Below are 15,039 nucleotides of genomic sequence, written 5' to 3'. Positions count from 1 at the left end.
AGTGCCAATTCACTCCAGAGAGACCCGGATGCCCACCTACCAGTACGCCTGCACCGCCTGCTCCCACGCCTTCGAGCAGGTCCAAAGCTTCACCGACGACGCGCTCACCGAGTGTCCCGAGTGTCACGGTCGACTGCGCAAGGTCTACAACGCCGTCGGCGTGGTGTTCAAGGGATCGGGCTTCTATCGCAACGACAGCCGCGGTCAGGACTCCACGAGCACGGGCTCATCCACGAGCACCGACTCCGGCTCGTCGAGTGCCTCAAGCTCGAGCGACTCCTCGAAGGGGACGTCGAGCACCTCCTCCAGCGGCTCCTCCGACGGGTCGTCCAAGGGAACGTCGAGTTCGTCCTCCGGCAGCTCCTCGGGCTCCTCGGGCTCCTCGACCAGCTCCTCGTCGTCGCGCAGCTGACGCCGCCTGGGGGCCTGTGGACGACGGCCCGCGGCTCGGGTCGATCCGGTCTACCGTGCCGGCATGTCAGCCACCGACCGGCCGTCCGACGACGTCGTGGCCCGGCGCGGGCGCCGCGTCCGCGTGCGACGGTTGCTGCGCCGACACGTGTGGGCGCACCGCCGCACGCTCGCCGCGCTGTGCGCCGGGCTCGCGGTGGCCGCGGGGTTGCGCGAGGTGGCACCCGCCCCGCCCCCGGTCACGACGCTGGCCGTGGCCGGTCGGGCCCTGCCCAGCGGTCACCGGGTCGTGGCCACCGACCTGCATGAGGTGGCGTTCCGACCCGGCTCGGTGCCACCGGATGCCCTCGTCGACCCGGTCGGGGTGGTGCTCGCCGCGCCGGTCTCGGCCGGCGAGGTCGTCACCGCGGCTCGCGTGATCGGCGGGCCGCTCGCAGCCCCCGGCGAGGTGGCCGTGCCTGTGCGACTCCCCGACGCCGCCATGGCCGGCCTGCTGCACGTGGGCGACCGCATCGACCTCATCGCCACGGACACGCAGCAGCAGACGACCTCCGGGGTCGTCGCCTCCGACGTGCCGGTGCTCGCGCTGCCCTCGGAGGAGACCGACGCAGCAGGATCCGCGAGCGGAGTGCTGCCCGGCCGCCTGGTGGTGGTCGCGCTGCCGCCCTCGCAGGTGCCCACGGTGAGCGACGCCTCGGTCCGGACCTTTCTCACCTACGCCTGGAAGCACTAGCATCCCGTGTCGGGGGTGCGGGCCTGCGGCTTGCCATCTCCTGGGCGGGCCGCCCGGCCCGTCGTCTCGGATCACAGAAAGGCTGCGGGACTCCGCGATGAGTGGTTTCAAGAATTTCATCCTGCGAGGCAACCTCGTCGACCTCGCGGTCGCCGTCATCATCGGTACCGCATTCGGCCTGGTCGTCACCACCTTCACCAACTGGCTCACCAGTCTCATGCCCGACACCGCATCGAGCATCTTCAGCAACGAAGCGAACTCGTTCGGCGCTTTCCTGAACGCCGTCGTGTCGTTCGTGATCCTGGCCGCGGTCGTGTACTTCTTCGTCGTGACGCCCTACACCAAGGCGAAGGAGCGCTACTTCCCGAGCCCGCCCCCGGGCACCCCGGAGGACATCGAGCTGCTGCGTCAGATCCGCGACGCGCTCGTGAAGAACCCCGCCTGATCCACCCCGGGCGACACCGCTGAGCGACGGCGAGACGCCGCCCCATGGGGCCGCGTCCCGCCGTCCTCGATCGTGCGGTGGCTCAGGAACCGTGGTGTGGCGGAATCTGGTCGCGCAGCCAGGCCTCGCGGTCGCGCTGACCTCGCCGTTCCTCGGCCGAGTCGGAGTCCGGCCGCTCGTCGGTCGTGGTGGCGGGCTCGGAGTCCCCGAAGACCTCGGCGAGCCGACGGCTGCGCCGCCACCCCTCGTCGTCGCGGGTCACGAGGTGCACAGACCAGCGGCCGCCAGCGCCTCGTTGCTGGCGGTGGGCGCGTTGCCACCGTTGCCGCCCTTGGCGCCACCCGACGACGACGCCGAGGGGCTCTCGCTGGGTGACTCGCTGGCTGACTCGCTGGGTGACTCGCTGGGGTCGCTCTGGCCGGGCACGCTGGCGGCGCTGATCACATCGACCTGAAGCCGCTTGGTCAACGGCTCGTCCTCGCGGATCCGGCGCCACATGACCTTGGCCGAGCGCTTCCACACCAGCCGGTTCGGATCCTGCGGGTCGGTCTTGATCGGGCTGGTGATGAACTGGATGTCGTCGAGGCTGATGCCACGGAACTCGTAGCCGAGTTGAGCGATCTTGGCGAGGTTGCCGAGGCCGTCGTCGAGGGTGAGCGACTTGGTGGCGGAGTCGAGGAAGCCGAGCAGCCGGGTGGGGTGCGCCAGGGTGTCGCTCGAGAGCACCTGGTGGGCCATCGAGGCGATGAAGGCCTGCTGCCGCTTCATCCGGCCGACGTCGGAGCCGCCGGAGACGGCGTACCTCTCACGCACGTAGTTGAGGGCTTGGCGCCCCTCGAGCTTGCGCGTGCCAGCCTCGAGGTAGATGCCGTGCGCCCGGTCGTCGATCGTCTCCGGGATGCACACCTGGACGCCGCCCACGGCGTCGACCATGCCCTGGAAGCCCTCGAAGTCGACGACGACGAAGTGGTCGAGCCGGATGCCCGTCAGCGACTCGAACTGCGACACGGTGCAGGCCGGTCCGGCGAGCTGGAAGGCCGCGTTCCACATCTGGTAGGTGGCGGCGGGGATCTGCGTGCCGCTGCTGGTCTTGCACGCCGGCCGGTCGACCATCAGGTCACGCGGGATGCTGATGCCGTAGGCGCGGGTGCGGTCGGCGGAGAGGTGCAGCAGGATCGTGGTGTCCGAACGCTGTCCCCCGCCGGTGAGACCGTCGATGTCGTTGCCCTTGCCGTCGCGGGAGTCCGAACCCATGATCAGCACGTTGAGCGGATCCTGCGGGCCCTGGACGTCCACCTTGTCGGGGCGCGGGCCGACCATCTGGTCATTGATGTCGATGACGGTGAGGTTGCCGTTGTAGTGGCGGTAGAGGTAGATCACCGAGAGCGCGGAGATCATCGCCAGCGCGAGCACCGTGCCACCGACCACCTTGAGCACCGTGTATCGACGGCGCTTGCGTGCGCGGCGACGCCCGCGCCGAGGTTCGGGCGCGGGTGAGACTGGCCGCACGCCGGGATCGGCTTCGCTCACGGCTCACCTCAGGGTCTGGAGTGCTCGTTCCTGAGCGCACCTGGCAGTGGATCGCACCGGGGCGCGCGGTGAACATACCGATGCCCACCAAGTCCGATTGTCGCCGCCCTGCGGCAGGTCGCCAACTCCGGGGCCCGATCAGGACTCGTCGACGACCCGCGCCTCGACCACCGGGTGCGCCCGCACCAGCGCCCTGGCCGCCTCCACGACGGACCCTCGGGTGAGCGTGCGGGCCTCGTGACTCGGGCCCAGACCGGCGCCGCCGGCGATGCGCCCCCGTCCACGGGTGGGTCTTCCGCTTCGTCGAGATGACGCGTGGTCTCCCGCTGAATCGACATCGCGCTCCCGGCGTCCGGACCGGCACCGACCGTCTGGCACGATGCCATCCAAGCCCCAGTAGCTCAGTGGATAGAGCAGCCGCCTCCTAAGCGAAAGGTCGCAAGTTCGACTCTTGCCTGGGGCACCGCAGCCCTCGTCGCTTCGCATTCCGCCGCCTCAGCTGGTCGAACCGGTGAGGCGCTCCCAGTTGCCGGAGCCGATGGCGCGCTTCTCCTCGTGCGTGAAGGGGGCGTTCTCGAGGAACGACCTGGCCACACCGTGAGATGTATCGAGGTAGGGGAATCCGCCGGGTCGGGTGCCGAAGGTGTAGGGGAAGTCGGTCGAGTAGAGCATCCGGTCGGTGCCGACCACCTCGGCGGTCCAGCGGAGGTAGCGGTCGCTGACCGTCCCGCTGCCGGCGATCCAGAAGTTGTGGGTGAAGTAGTCCAGCAGGGGCCGAGGCAGCCGGGCGTTGTGGGCCATGATCCCGATGTGGTCGAGGTAGAACAGGATCACCTCTCCCCAGTGGCCGGCGATCACCTGCAAGCCGGGGTGGCGATCGAAGACACCGGAGAAGATCATCCTGAGGTATTGCACGCCGAGGTCGTAGTACCACCCGAGGCCCGCAGTGGCCAGGCCCATGCCGGTACCGCCGAGGCCGGAGTAGTAGGCGTCGATGACGGGTTGTCGCGGTGTCTGCGGATGGAAGTGCAGGGGCACCGCGAGCTGCTCGGCCGTGCTGTACAGGTCGTCGAAGGCCGGATCGTCAGCCAGCCGCTCGCCGGTGCGGCCATAGAGCATGGCCCCAGGGAAGCCGAGCCGGGTCACGGCTCGCTCCAGCTCGGCAGCGGCTGCTTGCGGGTCGGGAGTCGGGATCGCAGCGAAGGCCTGCAGTCGGTCGGGATGCTCGGAGACGATCGCGGCCAAGGTGTCGTTGGCGTCACGCGCCACCGAGACGGCATCGGCCGCAGCGAGGTTCTGCACCCCCGGGCTGTTCAACGAAAGGACGGCGAGGTCGATGCCCTGGTCATCCATGAAGGCCAGGCGCTCCTCGCCGGTGCTGCGCAGTCGCCTGGCGAACGGCTCGTCCCCCCACCCCGCGTGCGGGTTCGGCGAGACACCCGCTGCCTCCCATGCTCGCAGCACCGACGGCAACGCAATGGTCTCCTCGACTCCCACGATCGTGATCTTCTCCGACATGCGTCCTCCAGTCGTCCCGCTCATTATCGTCGGTATCATCTTTACGTTTCCATCGATACTATCAATGAAAACCGGCGTTGACTATCATTGATTCGTGACATCAGGCCCCAGCACATTGCCGCCCGCGCCGCCCTCCTCGATGCGCGAGAGCGTCATCGCAGCAGCCGGCGAGTTGCTGCGAGAAGGAGGCGCACGCGCGGTGACGACGCGCGCCGTGGCCGATCGCGCAGGAGTCCAGGCACCTACGATCTATCGGCTCTTCGGCGACAAGGACGGGTTACTCGACGCGCTGGCCGAGGAAGCCGTCATAGCCCTCCTCGAGGCCAAGCAGGGATCCCGCGCGGCACCCAGCGAGGACGGCGACCCGAGTGACCCCGTGGAGGCGCTGCGGGCGGCATGGCGAAGCCACGTGGCATTCGGACTGGCCAACCCCGATCTCTATGTCCTGATGAGTCAACCCCGTCCGGGCGGCCCCTCGCCCGCGATGCTGCGCGGGATCGAGCAGCTCCAAGGGCACATCCGGGCGTGCGCCGTGGCCGGAAGGCTCGCCGTCTCCGAACGGCGTGCGACGGAGATCATCCATGCGGCCGGGCACGGAGTCGTCCTCGCGCTCATCGGACAGGTCGCCACCCAGCGAGACCTCGCCCTCTCCGACACCATGCTCGAGGGCGTGATCAGCATGGTCGTCACCGACACGCCGGGCTCGCATGCGCACGCCCCGGCTGGTGCGCTGTCCGCTCTCGTGCACGTCCATACCATGGTCGACGAGCTCGACCCCCTCTCCCGGGCCGAGCGGTCACTCCTCGCCGAGTGGCTGGCACGGAGCATCGACCACCTGCAGTGACGAGGGGCCATCCCGGGCTCGGGCGACGGGTGGTCCGGCCACTCATGTCATGCGTGGGCTCCCAGGCGGATGCCGCGCAGTCCGGCTCGGATCTCCTCGACGAGGATCTCGGGTTGCTCCAGGGCGGCGAAGTGTCCGCCCCGGTCGGCTTCGGCGTAGTGGACCAGGTCGGCGTACCTGTCCGCGATCCAGGTTCTGGGAAGCCGTGGGATGTCGGCGGGGAACACGGTCACTGCCACGGGGAGGCTCAGCCTGGGGCCGGCCATGGTCGCCGTCCGATTCTCCCAGTAGATGCGGGCAGAGGACGCGGCGCTGTTGGTGTACCAGTAGAGGGAGATGGCGTCGAGCATCGTGTCGGTGTCGAGCACGTCCTCGGCCAGCCCGTGGTTGTCGGTCTTGGACTGGAACTTCTCATAGATCCAGGCAGCCTGGCCCGCGGGCGAGTCCGCGAGTGCGATGCCGACGGTCTCGGGCTTGGTGCCCTGGACGTGATTGGACCCGCCGAGCTCGCCGACGTAGCGGGCCAGAGTGTCCACGGCGTACTGCTCATCGGGCGAGAGGTCATCGGAGACGACCTCGGGGAAGGCGTAGGGAGTGTTGAGGTGGATGCCCAGCAGGCCGTCTGGGCGCATGTCGCCGAGCGCGGTCGTCACGACGGAGCCCCAGTCGCCGCCTTGCGCGGCCCAGGACGAGTAGCCCAGGCGCCGCATCAGCTCGACCCAGGCTGCGGCGATGCGCGCGACGTCCCAACCCGTGTCGCGCGGCTTGCCGGAGAAGCCGAACCCGGGAAGCGACGGGATGACGACATCGAAGGCGTCCTCCGGCTGCCCCCCGTGCGCCACGGGGTCGGTGAGGGGCCCGATGAGGCCCATGAATTCGACGATCGAGCCCGGCCATCCGTGGGTGAGGAGGAGCGGCAGGGCGCCCTCGTGGGGTGAACGGACGTGGATGAAGTGGATGTCGAGCCCGTCGATCTCGGTGAGGAACTGCGGATGCCGGTTGAGCTCGTCCTCGAAGCGGCGCCAGTCGTAGCGGTGCGCCCAGTGCTCGACCAACGCCTGAGCGTGCTCGAGCCGGACACCTTGAGACCAGTCGTCGACGGTCTCCGGGTCCGGCCACCGCGTCCGCGCGAGTCGCTCGCGGAGATCGCGGATCTCGCCCTCAGGGACCGTGACCCTGAAGGGCCGAACGGAAAGAGCCTGCTGCATCGTCATCGTCTCCTGACCTCTCGGCACTCAATCGCTTTGCACAACACTGTGCAATGCACACCGATGTGCAACATACGTCGATGCACACGCTTGTGCAAGGATGCCGGCATGGACGCTTCAGCTTCCCGGTCCACGGCCACGGCGGAGACCCGCGAACGGATCCTCGAGGTCGCCCGTGACGTGCTGGGCGGTCAGCCGGACGCCGGGATGGGTGACATCGCCGCTGCCGCCGGAGTGGTCCGCCGCACGGTGTACGGCCACTTTCCCAGCCGCGCCGCACTGGTCCGCACGCTCGCCGAGCGAGCGGCGCGCGACATCGTCGAGGTGATATCGGAGGTGAAGGCCTCCGACGAGCCGGCAGCGGACTTGTGGACCGAGTTCGTTCGACGGCTGTGGCCGGTGGCGCATCGCTACCGGGTGCTGCTGGCGTTGAGACGAGGCGAACTCGGCGAAGAGATCCACGCCCTGCTGACCCCGGTCGACCAGTCACTCGCCGAACTCGTCGAACGGGGACAGCGGTCCGAGGTGTTCGCTCGGCATTTGCCCCCCCAGCTGTTGGGGCAGCTCGCGTACGCCGCTGTCTTCACCGTCGCGGACGCCGGGCGCACCCAGCCCGACCTCGATGTCGACACGGCGGTGGTGGCCAGCCTGCTGCTGCTGGGCGTGCCTGAGCAGCACGCCCGTGACCTATCGACGCGGCGCCGGTCCTCCCCGTCCTCGTCCCTGCGCAGCTAGCCGCCTCCAGCACATGAAAACTCGTGACGGGTCACATGAAAACTCGTGACGGGTCACATGAAAACTCGTGACGGGTCAGTCGAGGGTCTCGAAACGCATGCCCCGGGCGCGGAGGCGGTCGAGGAGGTTCTCCCCCATCGCCTGCGCGGTGGTGACGCAGCCGGCTGTCCAGGGGTTGTCGTCGAAGGCCAGGCACAGTGCCGATTCGGCGAGCATCTTCGCGGTCTCGTCGTAGCCCGGGTCGCCACCGGAGACGCGGGTGCGTACCTGGCGGCCGTCGCCCTCGGCGACGAAGTCGACGGTGAACCACGACTTCTCCCGCCGCGCGGGCGAGGGCCCCTCGCCCTGCTTCACCCGCTTCTTGAGCGCGTTGCGCAGCGGTGGCACCTGGGCCGCGAGGGCGATCGCCCCGACGCCGGCCGCACCGCCGGCGGCGTAGCGCAGCGTCTTGGTGCCCGCGAAGTGGGAGTAGCAGAAGTCGGGTCCGTACTCCGGCAGCGCCGCGGCGCTGCGCACGACGACGAACGGGTCGATGGTGGGCATCGGCAGCAGGTAGTAGCCGGTCACGGCGTCCTTGTGCGGCTTTCCCGACACGGCGCGGGCCTTGCGGCCCTCCGGCCTCGGCTCGACGCGACGGCGCTCCTTGAGGGCCGCACTCATGGCGCGGGCGTTGGAGAAGGCCCCCAGTGCGGAATGGAAGGTGCCGCCGGAGAAGCTCGCCCCGGCCCGGACGACGCCACGCATGGTCACGGGCCCGGTCGCGGCCAGCTCGCGCACGGTGTAGAACGCGCCGAGGTCGTGTGGGACGGAGTCGAAGCCGCACGCGTGCACGATGCGGGCGCCGCTGCGCTCTGCGGCAGCGTGGTGCCGCACGTACATGGTGTCGACGAACTCGGGCTCGCCGGTGAGGTCGACGTAATCGGTGCCGACCTCGGCGCAGGCGGCCACCAGCGGCTCCCCCAGCTCGCGGTAGGGGCCGACGGTCGTCGCGATCACGCCGCACTGCCGCGCGAGCTCGGTCAGGGAGGCCGGGTCGCCGCTGTCGGCCTGCACGAGCCTCAGGTCGGCCAGGTCGGGATTGATCTCGACCAGCTCGGCCTTGACCGCCTCGAGCTTGGCGATGTTGCGGCCGGCCAGGGCCCAGCGCAGACCGGCCGGCGCGTGCCGCGCCAGGTAGTGGGCGGTCAGTCCACCGGTGAAGCCGGTGGCACCGACGAGGGCGAGGTCGAGGGGCGTGTCGCGCAGAGCCATGCGCCCATGGTGTCAGGGCCCACTGTCGAGGACGAGCCCCAGGACCTCCGAGAATCCTTCAGGCTCGCCGCGAGAGGATCCGCAGCCGCAGCAAGGCGCTGCGCGAGCCGACGAAGTCGCTGCTCGGGACGAGTACGGCCCGCACGCGGTGCACTCCGACCGCAAGCTTCGGCAGACGGATCCGCAGCGTGCTCCCGGCCTCGTCCGCGGTGACCCGGACCCGCCGGAGGATCCGCCCGTCGACCTTGGTCAGCACTCGACCCGAGACGGCCGGCGACGCCGGCCCCGCTGTGAGGACCAACGTGGCGCGATGGCCGCGAGCGACCCGGGCCTTGGCCAGCCGTGCGGCGATCGAGCTGTCGCGCTGGGCGATCGAGACCGGTACCGCAGAGGAGGTGGAGGCGTCGACGGCGTCCGATCCCTGGTAGGCGGCGGTCAGCGTGTGGGTGCCCGCCGACAGCGTGTCGGGCAGGTCCAGGGTGACCGAGCCGGACGAGAGCGTGCCCGTCGCCAGCACCGCGTCGTCCTCGTCGAGGAGGCTGACGTCTCCGGTCGGAGTGCTGTCGTCGGCGGCGACGACCGACACGGTGGCCGTGCCGGGGTCGCCGTACGTGCCGCCCGGCGCGCTCAGACTGGTCTGCGAGGTCACCGACGGGGTGCTGGTGCTCTCGCCCGCCAGGTAGTCGTACGACTTGTCGCGGAACACGGTGTGCTGGTGCACCTGGTTGGAGTAGACCACGCCCGCCTGGTGGATGTACTCGATCCAGACCCGCGGACCCGAGACGCGGACGTAGGCCTTGCCGGTGGGGTCCGTGGTGTTGCCCCAGCCGACGTAGGTCTGGTCGTAGGCCGACTCGTAGGCGGCGAGGTAGTCGTCGGCCACGTCGTCGGGGAAGTCGTCGACCCACTGCTCGATGACGCCGGTGACCAGATCCTGCTGAGCGCTGCTCAACGAGCTCACGAGCACCCCCTGGTCGGCCGGGTAGGCGGTGGAGTCGGTGTTCGCGCCCTTCACGACATCGGAGAAGGTGCCCGAGATCTTGGCTTGCCCCAGCTGCGTGCTGTCGAGGGAGTCCAGGAGGGCGAAGACCGCGGACTTCTCACCGGCCAGGGGCGAGTAGCTGCTGTTGGCGGCGGTGAAGGTCTGGGGCTCGACACCGATGAACTCCGGCGTCACCGCCACCGCGTCGCCGTCGAAGTCGGCGTTGATCGCCATGTGGTGCCCCCCGAACTGCACGAAGAAGGGGCTCGACGTGGAAGGCGTGCCGAAGAAGGCCAGGTAGTAGAGGCCGGAGCCGTACCCGTTGCCGCCGGCAGACTTGAGGTTGTCGTCGGCGAGTCGGATCTGCTCCTCCTGTGCGTACCCCTGGTCGGAGAGCTCGGCCGCCACGACGTCGAGGGCCAGCTCCCGCTGGGTCGAGGTCAGGTCGCCGAGTTTGAGGCCGTTGCGGCCGGACCCGACCGGCAGGTTCGACCAGGCCGACTTGGCCGAGTCGTCGTAGTCGTAGGTCAGCGTCTGCACCTGCGCGCTGCTCAGCGAGTCGATGAAGGCGTCGGCCGCCTCGACGACCGCAGCCGTGGTCGAGCTCGCCCCCGAGGAGGCAGCCCCCGTGGTAGCGCCGGTGGACGAGGCGGCAGCCAGGGCGTGACCCGTGGCTCCGAGAAGGACCGTTGCGACGGCCAGCGGCACGCAACGGAGCAGTCGTGTTGTCATGCCACAGAGCCTAAGAAAGTGCTGAGCCGGATCGATGTCACAGCGCTGTGGATGCGCTGTGAGATCGGCGCCGGCGGCCCCTTAGCCCTATGGGGATGCTGTGAGCACGGCCTCCGGGGCTCTCCCTCGGCCCCTCGCCCCTCATCATGGGCCGGTGCCCACCCTCGGCCCTGCGCTCCGCCCCGCTCGCGTCCGGCACCTGCTCGTGCGGCTCGCGGCCGCGCTGGGTGTCGGCGCGGCCCTCCTGCTCTGCCTCGGCGGCCTGGCGCCGGCATCGGCGCATCCCTCGCCATGGACGACCGTGGTCGTCTCGCCCGGCTCCGAGGCCGTGACCCTCGATGCCCAGATCCCGATCGAGGAGTACGAGCTGGCCACGGGCGAGAGCATCGCCCCCACGCCGAACGGCGTCGAGGCCGCCGCCGCCGGCCTCGCCCGGCGCGTGGCCCGCGACGTCGGCGTCGTCGTCGCGCCGCAGGACGTCCCGGCCGGTTCCACAGGGATATCGACGCAGGGCGGGGTGCTGCTGGAGCCCCGGGTGGTCGAGGTGTCACTGGGGCACGTCGGTGGCTACCCGTCTCTCTCGGTACGGCTCTCGGTGCCCACCGCGGGGCCCGCGCACCGGGTGGCGCTGAGGTGGCTGCTGGTCTCACGCGAGGTTCCGAGCCACAAGGCCTACGTCTCCTCGCTGGCCGGCGGCAGCACGACGCTGGTCGGTCTCGCCACCCAGGCCGACCCGTGGGTCGAGGTGATCGGCACGGGCGCCCGCGGTACCGCGCACCCGGTGGGACTACGCACCATGATCGGCACCGGCATGCGGCACATCGCCGGGGGGTACGACCACCTGCTCTTCTTGACCATGCTCCTGCTGCCGGCCCCCCTGGTCGTGCGCGGACGACGCGGCCCCGGAGGCGACGCGACCGCCCCGGGCGCCCCGCGGCGCGGGGTGATCGCGACGGCTCGGCTGGTGGCCGGGATCGCCACGGCCTTCACGCTCGGCCACTCGATCACGTTGGCCCTGGTGTCCTTCGGCCTCCTCGACGTGCCGGGCAAGCCCGTCGAGATCGCGGTGGCCGTCTCCATCGTGGTCGCCGCCGTGCACGCCGTGCGCCCGCTCGTCCCCCGTGGCGAGCTGGCCATCGCGGCCGGCTTCGGCCTCGTGCACGGCTGCGCGTTCGCGACCACGATCGTGGAGCTCGGCCTCGACCGCGCGCACACCCTGCTCGCCGTGCTCGGCTTCAATCTCGGCATCGAGCTGGCCCAACTGTGCGTCGTCGTCGCGACCGTGCCGCTGCTCTACCTGGCCTCGGCCAGTCGGGACTACGCCTACCTGGTCCTGGCCGTCGCGGGCGCCGGGAGCGTGTGCGCCCTGGACTGGATCCTCGCCCTGCTCCGAGACACTCCCCCGGCGCTGGCACCGGTCTTCGACACCCTCTCCGACCACCCGGTGTGGTCCTGGGCGGGCCTGGCGGCGCTGTGCCTCTCGCTCCACCTGACCCGCTCGGCGAGTGAACCCGCGATGCCCGCCGGCCGTGCCGACGCAGGTCGAGCGGCACGGAAACGGACCAGCCCCAGGATCCGTGCGGATCCTGGGGCTGGTTCCTGACGGACGAGGGTGCCGGCTCGCCCGGAGACCGACGACGTCAGTCGCCGACCTTCTTGGCGGCCTCGGCGGTCGCGGTGGCGGCCGAGGAGGCGGTCTTCTTGGCGGCGGTCGAGGTGGCCTTGGCCGACTTCTTGGCGGCCGGCGCGGACTTCTTCGCCGTCTTCTTGGCGGTGGTGGTGGTCTTCTTGGCCGTCGACTTCGTGGCCTTCTTGGCCTGGGTCGAGGTGGTCTTGGCCTTCGAGGTGGTCGTCTTCGCGGCCTTCTTGGTCGCGACGGTCGACTCCTGCTTGCGGATGCGGGCCACGAGCACCTCACCGCGCTTGGCGAGGTCGTCGTAGGCGGCGGTCGCGGTGGCGACGTTGCTGTCGACCAGACCCTGCACCTTCGCCGGGTAGGCCTTCGCCTCGCCCTGGAGCTCGGCGACCCTGGACTCGATCGCGGAGCGACGGGTCTTGGCCTCGGCGGAGAGCACGTCGACCTGCGCGTTCACGAACTTGGTGGTCTGCTCACGCAGCGCCTTCGGCTCGAAGTCGAAGTCGGAGACGGACTTCTGCACGTCCTCGAACCGGCCGTGCACGTCCTTCTGGATCTCGGTGACGCGCTTGCCTGCGTCGGTGACGTAGCCGCGGACGGTCTCGACGGCGAGGTCGACGACGCCCACGCCGGCGTGCAGACCCTTGGTCGCCTCGGTCTTGATGTTGAACGTGGCCTTGGCCATGGTGTCGCTTCTCCTTCTCGTCGGATCCAGCGGATCCGTCTCGGGTGTCGACCGGGCGGGCGCCCGGCCGTCGGGGGTTACTGCTCCTCGCCCTGGCTCGAGGCATCGCCATGGTCGGCGAGCCCCGCGTTGAGTGCGAGGAAGGACTGGTAGACGTCGAGCAGCGTCTGCTTCTGTCGCTCGGTGAGCTGGCCGTCACCGAGCACCGCGAGCTCCACCGAACCGCCCAGACTGTCGTCGAGGCTGACGATCCCGGCACGGAGGTAGAGCTGCTCGGCAGAGATGCGCAATGCCTTGGCGAGTTGCTGGAGCACCTCGGCGGACGGCTTGCGCAGTCCGCGCTCGATCTGGCTGAGGTACGGGTTGGAGACGCCGGCCTGCTCTGCGAGCTGCCGCAAGGAGAGTTGGGCGGTGACGCGCTGCTCCTTGAGGTACTCGCCGAGAGTCTCGACGGTCTTGGTGACCTTTCCCTTGGCCATGACCCCATAGTGCTTGCTCTTGCTAGCACTTGCAACCTCTGCAGGGTGTGCATCGAGTCACAGGCTCGGAGTTTTCTCTACTCCACATGATGATTCTTCTTCCGTCGCACCGCTAGCAGTGGATAGCACCCCATCACTCCCGCCCTGCGGTCGTAGGCTGCGACCATGTGCCGGAACATCCGCCAGCTCCACAACTTCGAGCCCCCGGCGACCACCGACGAGGTCACCGCCGCCGCGTTGCAGTACGTGCGCAAGGTCAGTGGTTCCACCAAGCCCTCGCAGGCGAATCAGCCGGCCTTCGACGCCGCGGTGGCCCAGATCGCCGCCTCCACGAGAACCCTGCTCGACGCGCTCGTCACGCACGCGCCGCCCAAGGATCGCGAGGTCGAGGCCGAGAAGGCTCGGGCCCGCGCCGCCGTCCGCTACGCCCGATGAGTCGGGCGAGCAGGGTGGGCTGGGCGTGAGCGACCGGGCGGAGGCCGCACTCGGCCTGCTGACCGATCGGCCGCTCGTCGTGCTCACGGGCGCCGGCCTCTCCACCGACAGCGGCATCCCGGACTATCGCGGCCCGGGCGCGCCGCGGCGCAGCCCCATGACGTTCCAGGAGTTCGTCTCCGGGCCGGCCGCGCAGCGCCGGTACTGGGCCCGCAGCCACCTGGGGTGGAGCCGGATGCGGCGCGCCGACCCCAACCCCGGGCACCTGGCCGTGGCTCGGCTCGGAGCCTCCCTGGTCATCACCCAGAACGTCGACGGCCTCCACGAACGGGTGGGCACGACCCCCCTGGTCGCCCTGCACGGGCGCATCGCGGACGTGGTGTGCCTGGCGTGCCGCCGGACCTCGGCCCGGTCCGCACTCCAAGACGAGCTGGATCGACTCAACCCGGGGTGGGTGGCACGGCACGCCCACGTGGCGGTCAACCCCGATGGCGACGTCGAGCTCGAGGAGGACTTCGGCGACTTCGTCGTGCCCGCGTGCCGTTGCGGCGGCGTGCTGAAGCCCGACGTCGTGTTCTTCGGCGAGAACGTGCCGAGGGAGCGGGTCGCACACTGCTACGGGGCGGTCGAGGCGCTGGCCGAGGGCACCCGGCGTGGGAGCTTGCTGGTCGCTGGCTCCAGCCTGGCCGTGATGAGCGGCCTGCGCTTCGTCAAGCGCGCCGCGAGCCTCGACGTCCCGGTCGTCATCGTCAATCGTGGCAGCACCCGCGGCGACGACCTCGCGACCTCTACGGTCTCCGCCGGGTGCAGCGCGTTCCTCTCGGCCCTCGCGGAGCGCCGGGCGTCGGCTCGCACCTCGGACTCAGCGCGAGGTGCCGTCTCCTAGCCCGGCATCCGGGTCGCGCCCGCGCTCGTCACGCAGGCGCGCGAGCATCGCCAGGAGCTCCCGCTCGGAGTCGGAATCGGAGTCGGAATCGGTGTCGGACTCGGAGTCCGGCTCGGAGTCGGCGCCCTGGTCGGAGTGCGGGTTGCCGTCGCGCTCCCACAGGCGACGGACGTGCTCGGGAGGCAGGCGGGCACCGAGGCGCAGCACATAGAGCGTGTCCTCGAGCTCGAAGTGCAGTTCGACCACCGTGGCGGCGTGGAACTCGCCGTCGGGGTCGACGAGCACCAGCTCCTCGTCGATCTCCAGACCTCGCCGCAGCTGGGAGTCCCGGTGCGAGATCACCAGCGTGCCCCCGCGGCCGTCACCACGCGTCAGGTGGACGGCGCGCGTCGTCAGCGCAACCATCTCCATGCGCTCCGTCCCCCCTGGCGGCCCGCTCGCCGCCCGCGTGCCGGCTCCCCCAGGCGCCGGACGTCCCGACCAGACTAAGGACGCATGCCTACCCCGACAACCTCCCATCCGGCGAGCG

The 15,039-nt window shown here is 70.2% G+C and carries 17 protein-coding genes and 1 tRNA gene; 9 read left to right on the top strand and 9 right to left on the bottom strand.

Features of this window, described 5'->3' with window-relative positions:
* The first annotated feature begins 28 nt into the window (after positions 1-28).
* The 3 genes from ISG29_RS18335 (at position 29) to ISG29_RS18325 (ending at position 1,589) form a co-directional block, all read left to right on the top strand.
* Positions 29-412: an FmdB family zinc ribbon protein gene (locus tag ISG29_RS18335; RefSeq protein WP_194504896.1), complete on the top strand. Its 384-nt coding sequence runs from the start codon at positions 29-31 to the stop codon at positions 410-412.
* A 63-nt stretch (positions 413-475) separates the two neighbouring features.
* Complete coding sequence (locus ISG29_RS18330; protein ID WP_194504895.1) at positions 476-1,144, top strand: RcpC/CpaB family pilus assembly protein; 669 nt, start codon at positions 476-478, stop codon at positions 1,142-1,144.
* A 97-nt stretch (positions 1,145-1,241) separates the two neighbouring features.
* On the top strand, positions 1,242-1,589 hold the full coding sequence (locus tag ISG29_RS18325) for an MscL family protein (RefSeq protein WP_194504894.1): 348 nt from the start codon (positions 1,242-1,244) through the stop codon (positions 1,587-1,589).
* An 82-nt stretch (positions 1,590-1,671) separates the two neighbouring features.
* Here the strand turns inward: ISG29_RS18325 and ISG29_RS18320 are convergent, their stop codons facing one another.
* Together ISG29_RS18320 and ISG29_RS18315 are read right to left on the bottom strand one after the other, a co-directional pair.
* Complete coding sequence (locus ISG29_RS18320; protein ID WP_207793323.1) at positions 1,672-1,851, bottom strand: hypothetical protein; 180 nt, start codon at positions 1,849-1,851, stop codon at positions 1,672-1,674.
* Entirely contained in the window at positions 1,848-3,017 is a 1,170-nt protein-coding gene (locus tag ISG29_RS18315; protein ID WP_328829784.1) for an LCP family protein, read from the bottom strand. The genes ISG29_RS18320 and ISG29_RS18315 overlap by 4 nt, the downstream gene beginning before the upstream one ends.
* 492 nt (positions 3,018-3,509) lie before the next feature.
* On the opposite strand from ISG29_RS18315, the gene ISG29_RS18310 reads away from it, so the two are divergent.
* Positions 3,510-3,582, top strand: a tRNA-Arg gene (locus ISG29_RS18310).
* Between the two features lie 32 nt (positions 3,583-3,614).
* On the opposite strand, the gene ISG29_RS18305 is transcribed toward ISG29_RS18310, so the two are convergent.
* Positions 3,615-4,637: an amidohydrolase family protein gene (locus tag ISG29_RS18305; RefSeq protein ID WP_194504892.1), complete on the bottom strand. Its 1,023-nt coding sequence runs from the start codon at positions 4,635-4,637 to the stop codon at positions 3,615-3,617.
* A 94-nt stretch (positions 4,638-4,731) separates the two neighbouring features.
* On the opposite strand from ISG29_RS18305, the gene ISG29_RS18300 reads away from it, so the two are divergent.
* Positions 4,732-5,481: a TetR/AcrR family transcriptional regulator gene (locus ISG29_RS18300; protein WP_207793322.1), complete on the top strand. Its 750-nt coding sequence runs from the start codon at positions 4,732-4,734 to the stop codon at positions 5,479-5,481.
* Between the two features lie 47 nt (positions 5,482-5,528).
* On the opposite strand, the gene ISG29_RS18295 is transcribed toward ISG29_RS18300, so the two are convergent.
* Entirely contained in the window at positions 5,529-6,689 is a 1,161-nt protein-coding gene (locus ISG29_RS18295) for an epoxide hydrolase family protein (RefSeq protein ID WP_207793321.1), read from the bottom strand.
* Between the two features lie 108 nt (positions 6,690-6,797).
* Between ISG29_RS18295 and ISG29_RS18290 the strand changes: the two genes are divergently transcribed.
* Positions 6,798-7,424: a TetR/AcrR family transcriptional regulator gene (locus ISG29_RS18290; RefSeq protein WP_194504890.1), complete on the top strand. Its 627-nt coding sequence runs from the start codon at positions 6,798-6,800 to the stop codon at positions 7,422-7,424.
* Between the two features lie 75 nt (positions 7,425-7,499).
* On the opposite strand, the gene ISG29_RS18285 is transcribed toward ISG29_RS18290, so the two are convergent.
* On the bottom strand, positions 7,500-8,675 hold the full coding sequence (locus tag ISG29_RS18285) for a saccharopine dehydrogenase family protein (protein WP_194504889.1): 1,176 nt from the start codon (positions 8,673-8,675) through the stop codon (positions 7,500-7,502).
* A 58-nt stretch (positions 8,676-8,733) separates the two neighbouring features.
* A complete protein-coding gene (locus ISG29_RS18280) occupies positions 8,734-10,389 on the bottom strand; it encodes a DUF3500 domain-containing protein (RefSeq protein ID WP_194504888.1) in 1,656 nt (551 codons plus the stop codon).
* Between the two features lie 154 nt (positions 10,390-10,543).
* On the opposite strand from ISG29_RS18280, the gene ISG29_RS21765 reads away from it, so the two are divergent.
* On the top strand, positions 10,544-11,992 hold the full coding sequence (locus ISG29_RS21765) for a HupE/UreJ family protein (protein ID WP_194504887.1): 1,449 nt from the start codon (positions 10,544-10,546) through the stop codon (positions 11,990-11,992).
* Between the two features lie 37 nt (positions 11,993-12,029).
* Here ISG29_RS21765 and ISG29_RS18270 read toward each other — a convergent pair whose 3' ends face one another.
* On the bottom strand, positions 12,030-12,710 hold the full coding sequence (locus ISG29_RS18270) for a hypothetical protein (RefSeq protein ID WP_194504886.1): 681 nt from the start codon (positions 12,708-12,710) through the stop codon (positions 12,030-12,032).
* A 77-nt stretch (positions 12,711-12,787) separates the two neighbouring features.
* The gene (locus tag ISG29_RS18265) at positions 12,788-13,189 is read right to left on the bottom strand and encodes a helix-turn-helix domain-containing protein (protein ID WP_194504885.1); all 402 of its coding nucleotides are present in this window, start codon (positions 13,187-13,189) and stop codon (positions 12,788-12,790) included.
* A 165-nt stretch (positions 13,190-13,354) separates the two neighbouring features.
* Here ISG29_RS18265 and ISG29_RS18260 point away from each other — a divergent pair, with 165 nt between their 5' ends.
* Together ISG29_RS18260 and ISG29_RS18255 are read left to right on the top strand one after the other, a co-directional pair.
* Positions 13,355-13,624 (top strand): DUF2277 domain-containing protein, encoded by a 270-nt coding sequence (locus ISG29_RS18260; RefSeq protein ID WP_194504884.1) that lies wholly within the window; start codon positions 13,355-13,357, stop codon positions 13,622-13,624.
* Between the two features lie 25 nt (positions 13,625-13,649).
* On the top strand, positions 13,650-14,510 hold the full coding sequence (locus ISG29_RS18255) for a Sir2 family NAD-dependent protein deacetylase (protein WP_328829777.1): 861 nt from the start codon (positions 13,650-13,652) through the stop codon (positions 14,508-14,510).
* Here ISG29_RS18255 and ISG29_RS21395 read toward each other — a convergent pair.
* On the bottom strand, positions 14,487-14,921 hold the full coding sequence (locus tag ISG29_RS21395) for a hypothetical protein (protein WP_194504883.1): 435 nt from the start codon (positions 14,919-14,921) through the stop codon (positions 14,487-14,489). The two genes, ISG29_RS18255 and ISG29_RS21395, sit on opposite strands and share 24 nt — an antisense overlap.
* Positions 14,922-15,039: the final 118 nt, after the last annotated feature.

The sequence above is a fragment of the Nocardioides acrostichi genome (assembly GCF_015319165.1).
Classification (GTDB): domain Bacteria; phylum Actinomycetota; class Actinomycetes; order Propionibacteriales; family Nocardioidaceae; genus Nocardioides; species Nocardioides acrostichi.
The sequence above is the reverse complement of the archived record's forward strand: the minus strand, read 5'-3'. Positions and strand labels throughout refer to the sequence as shown.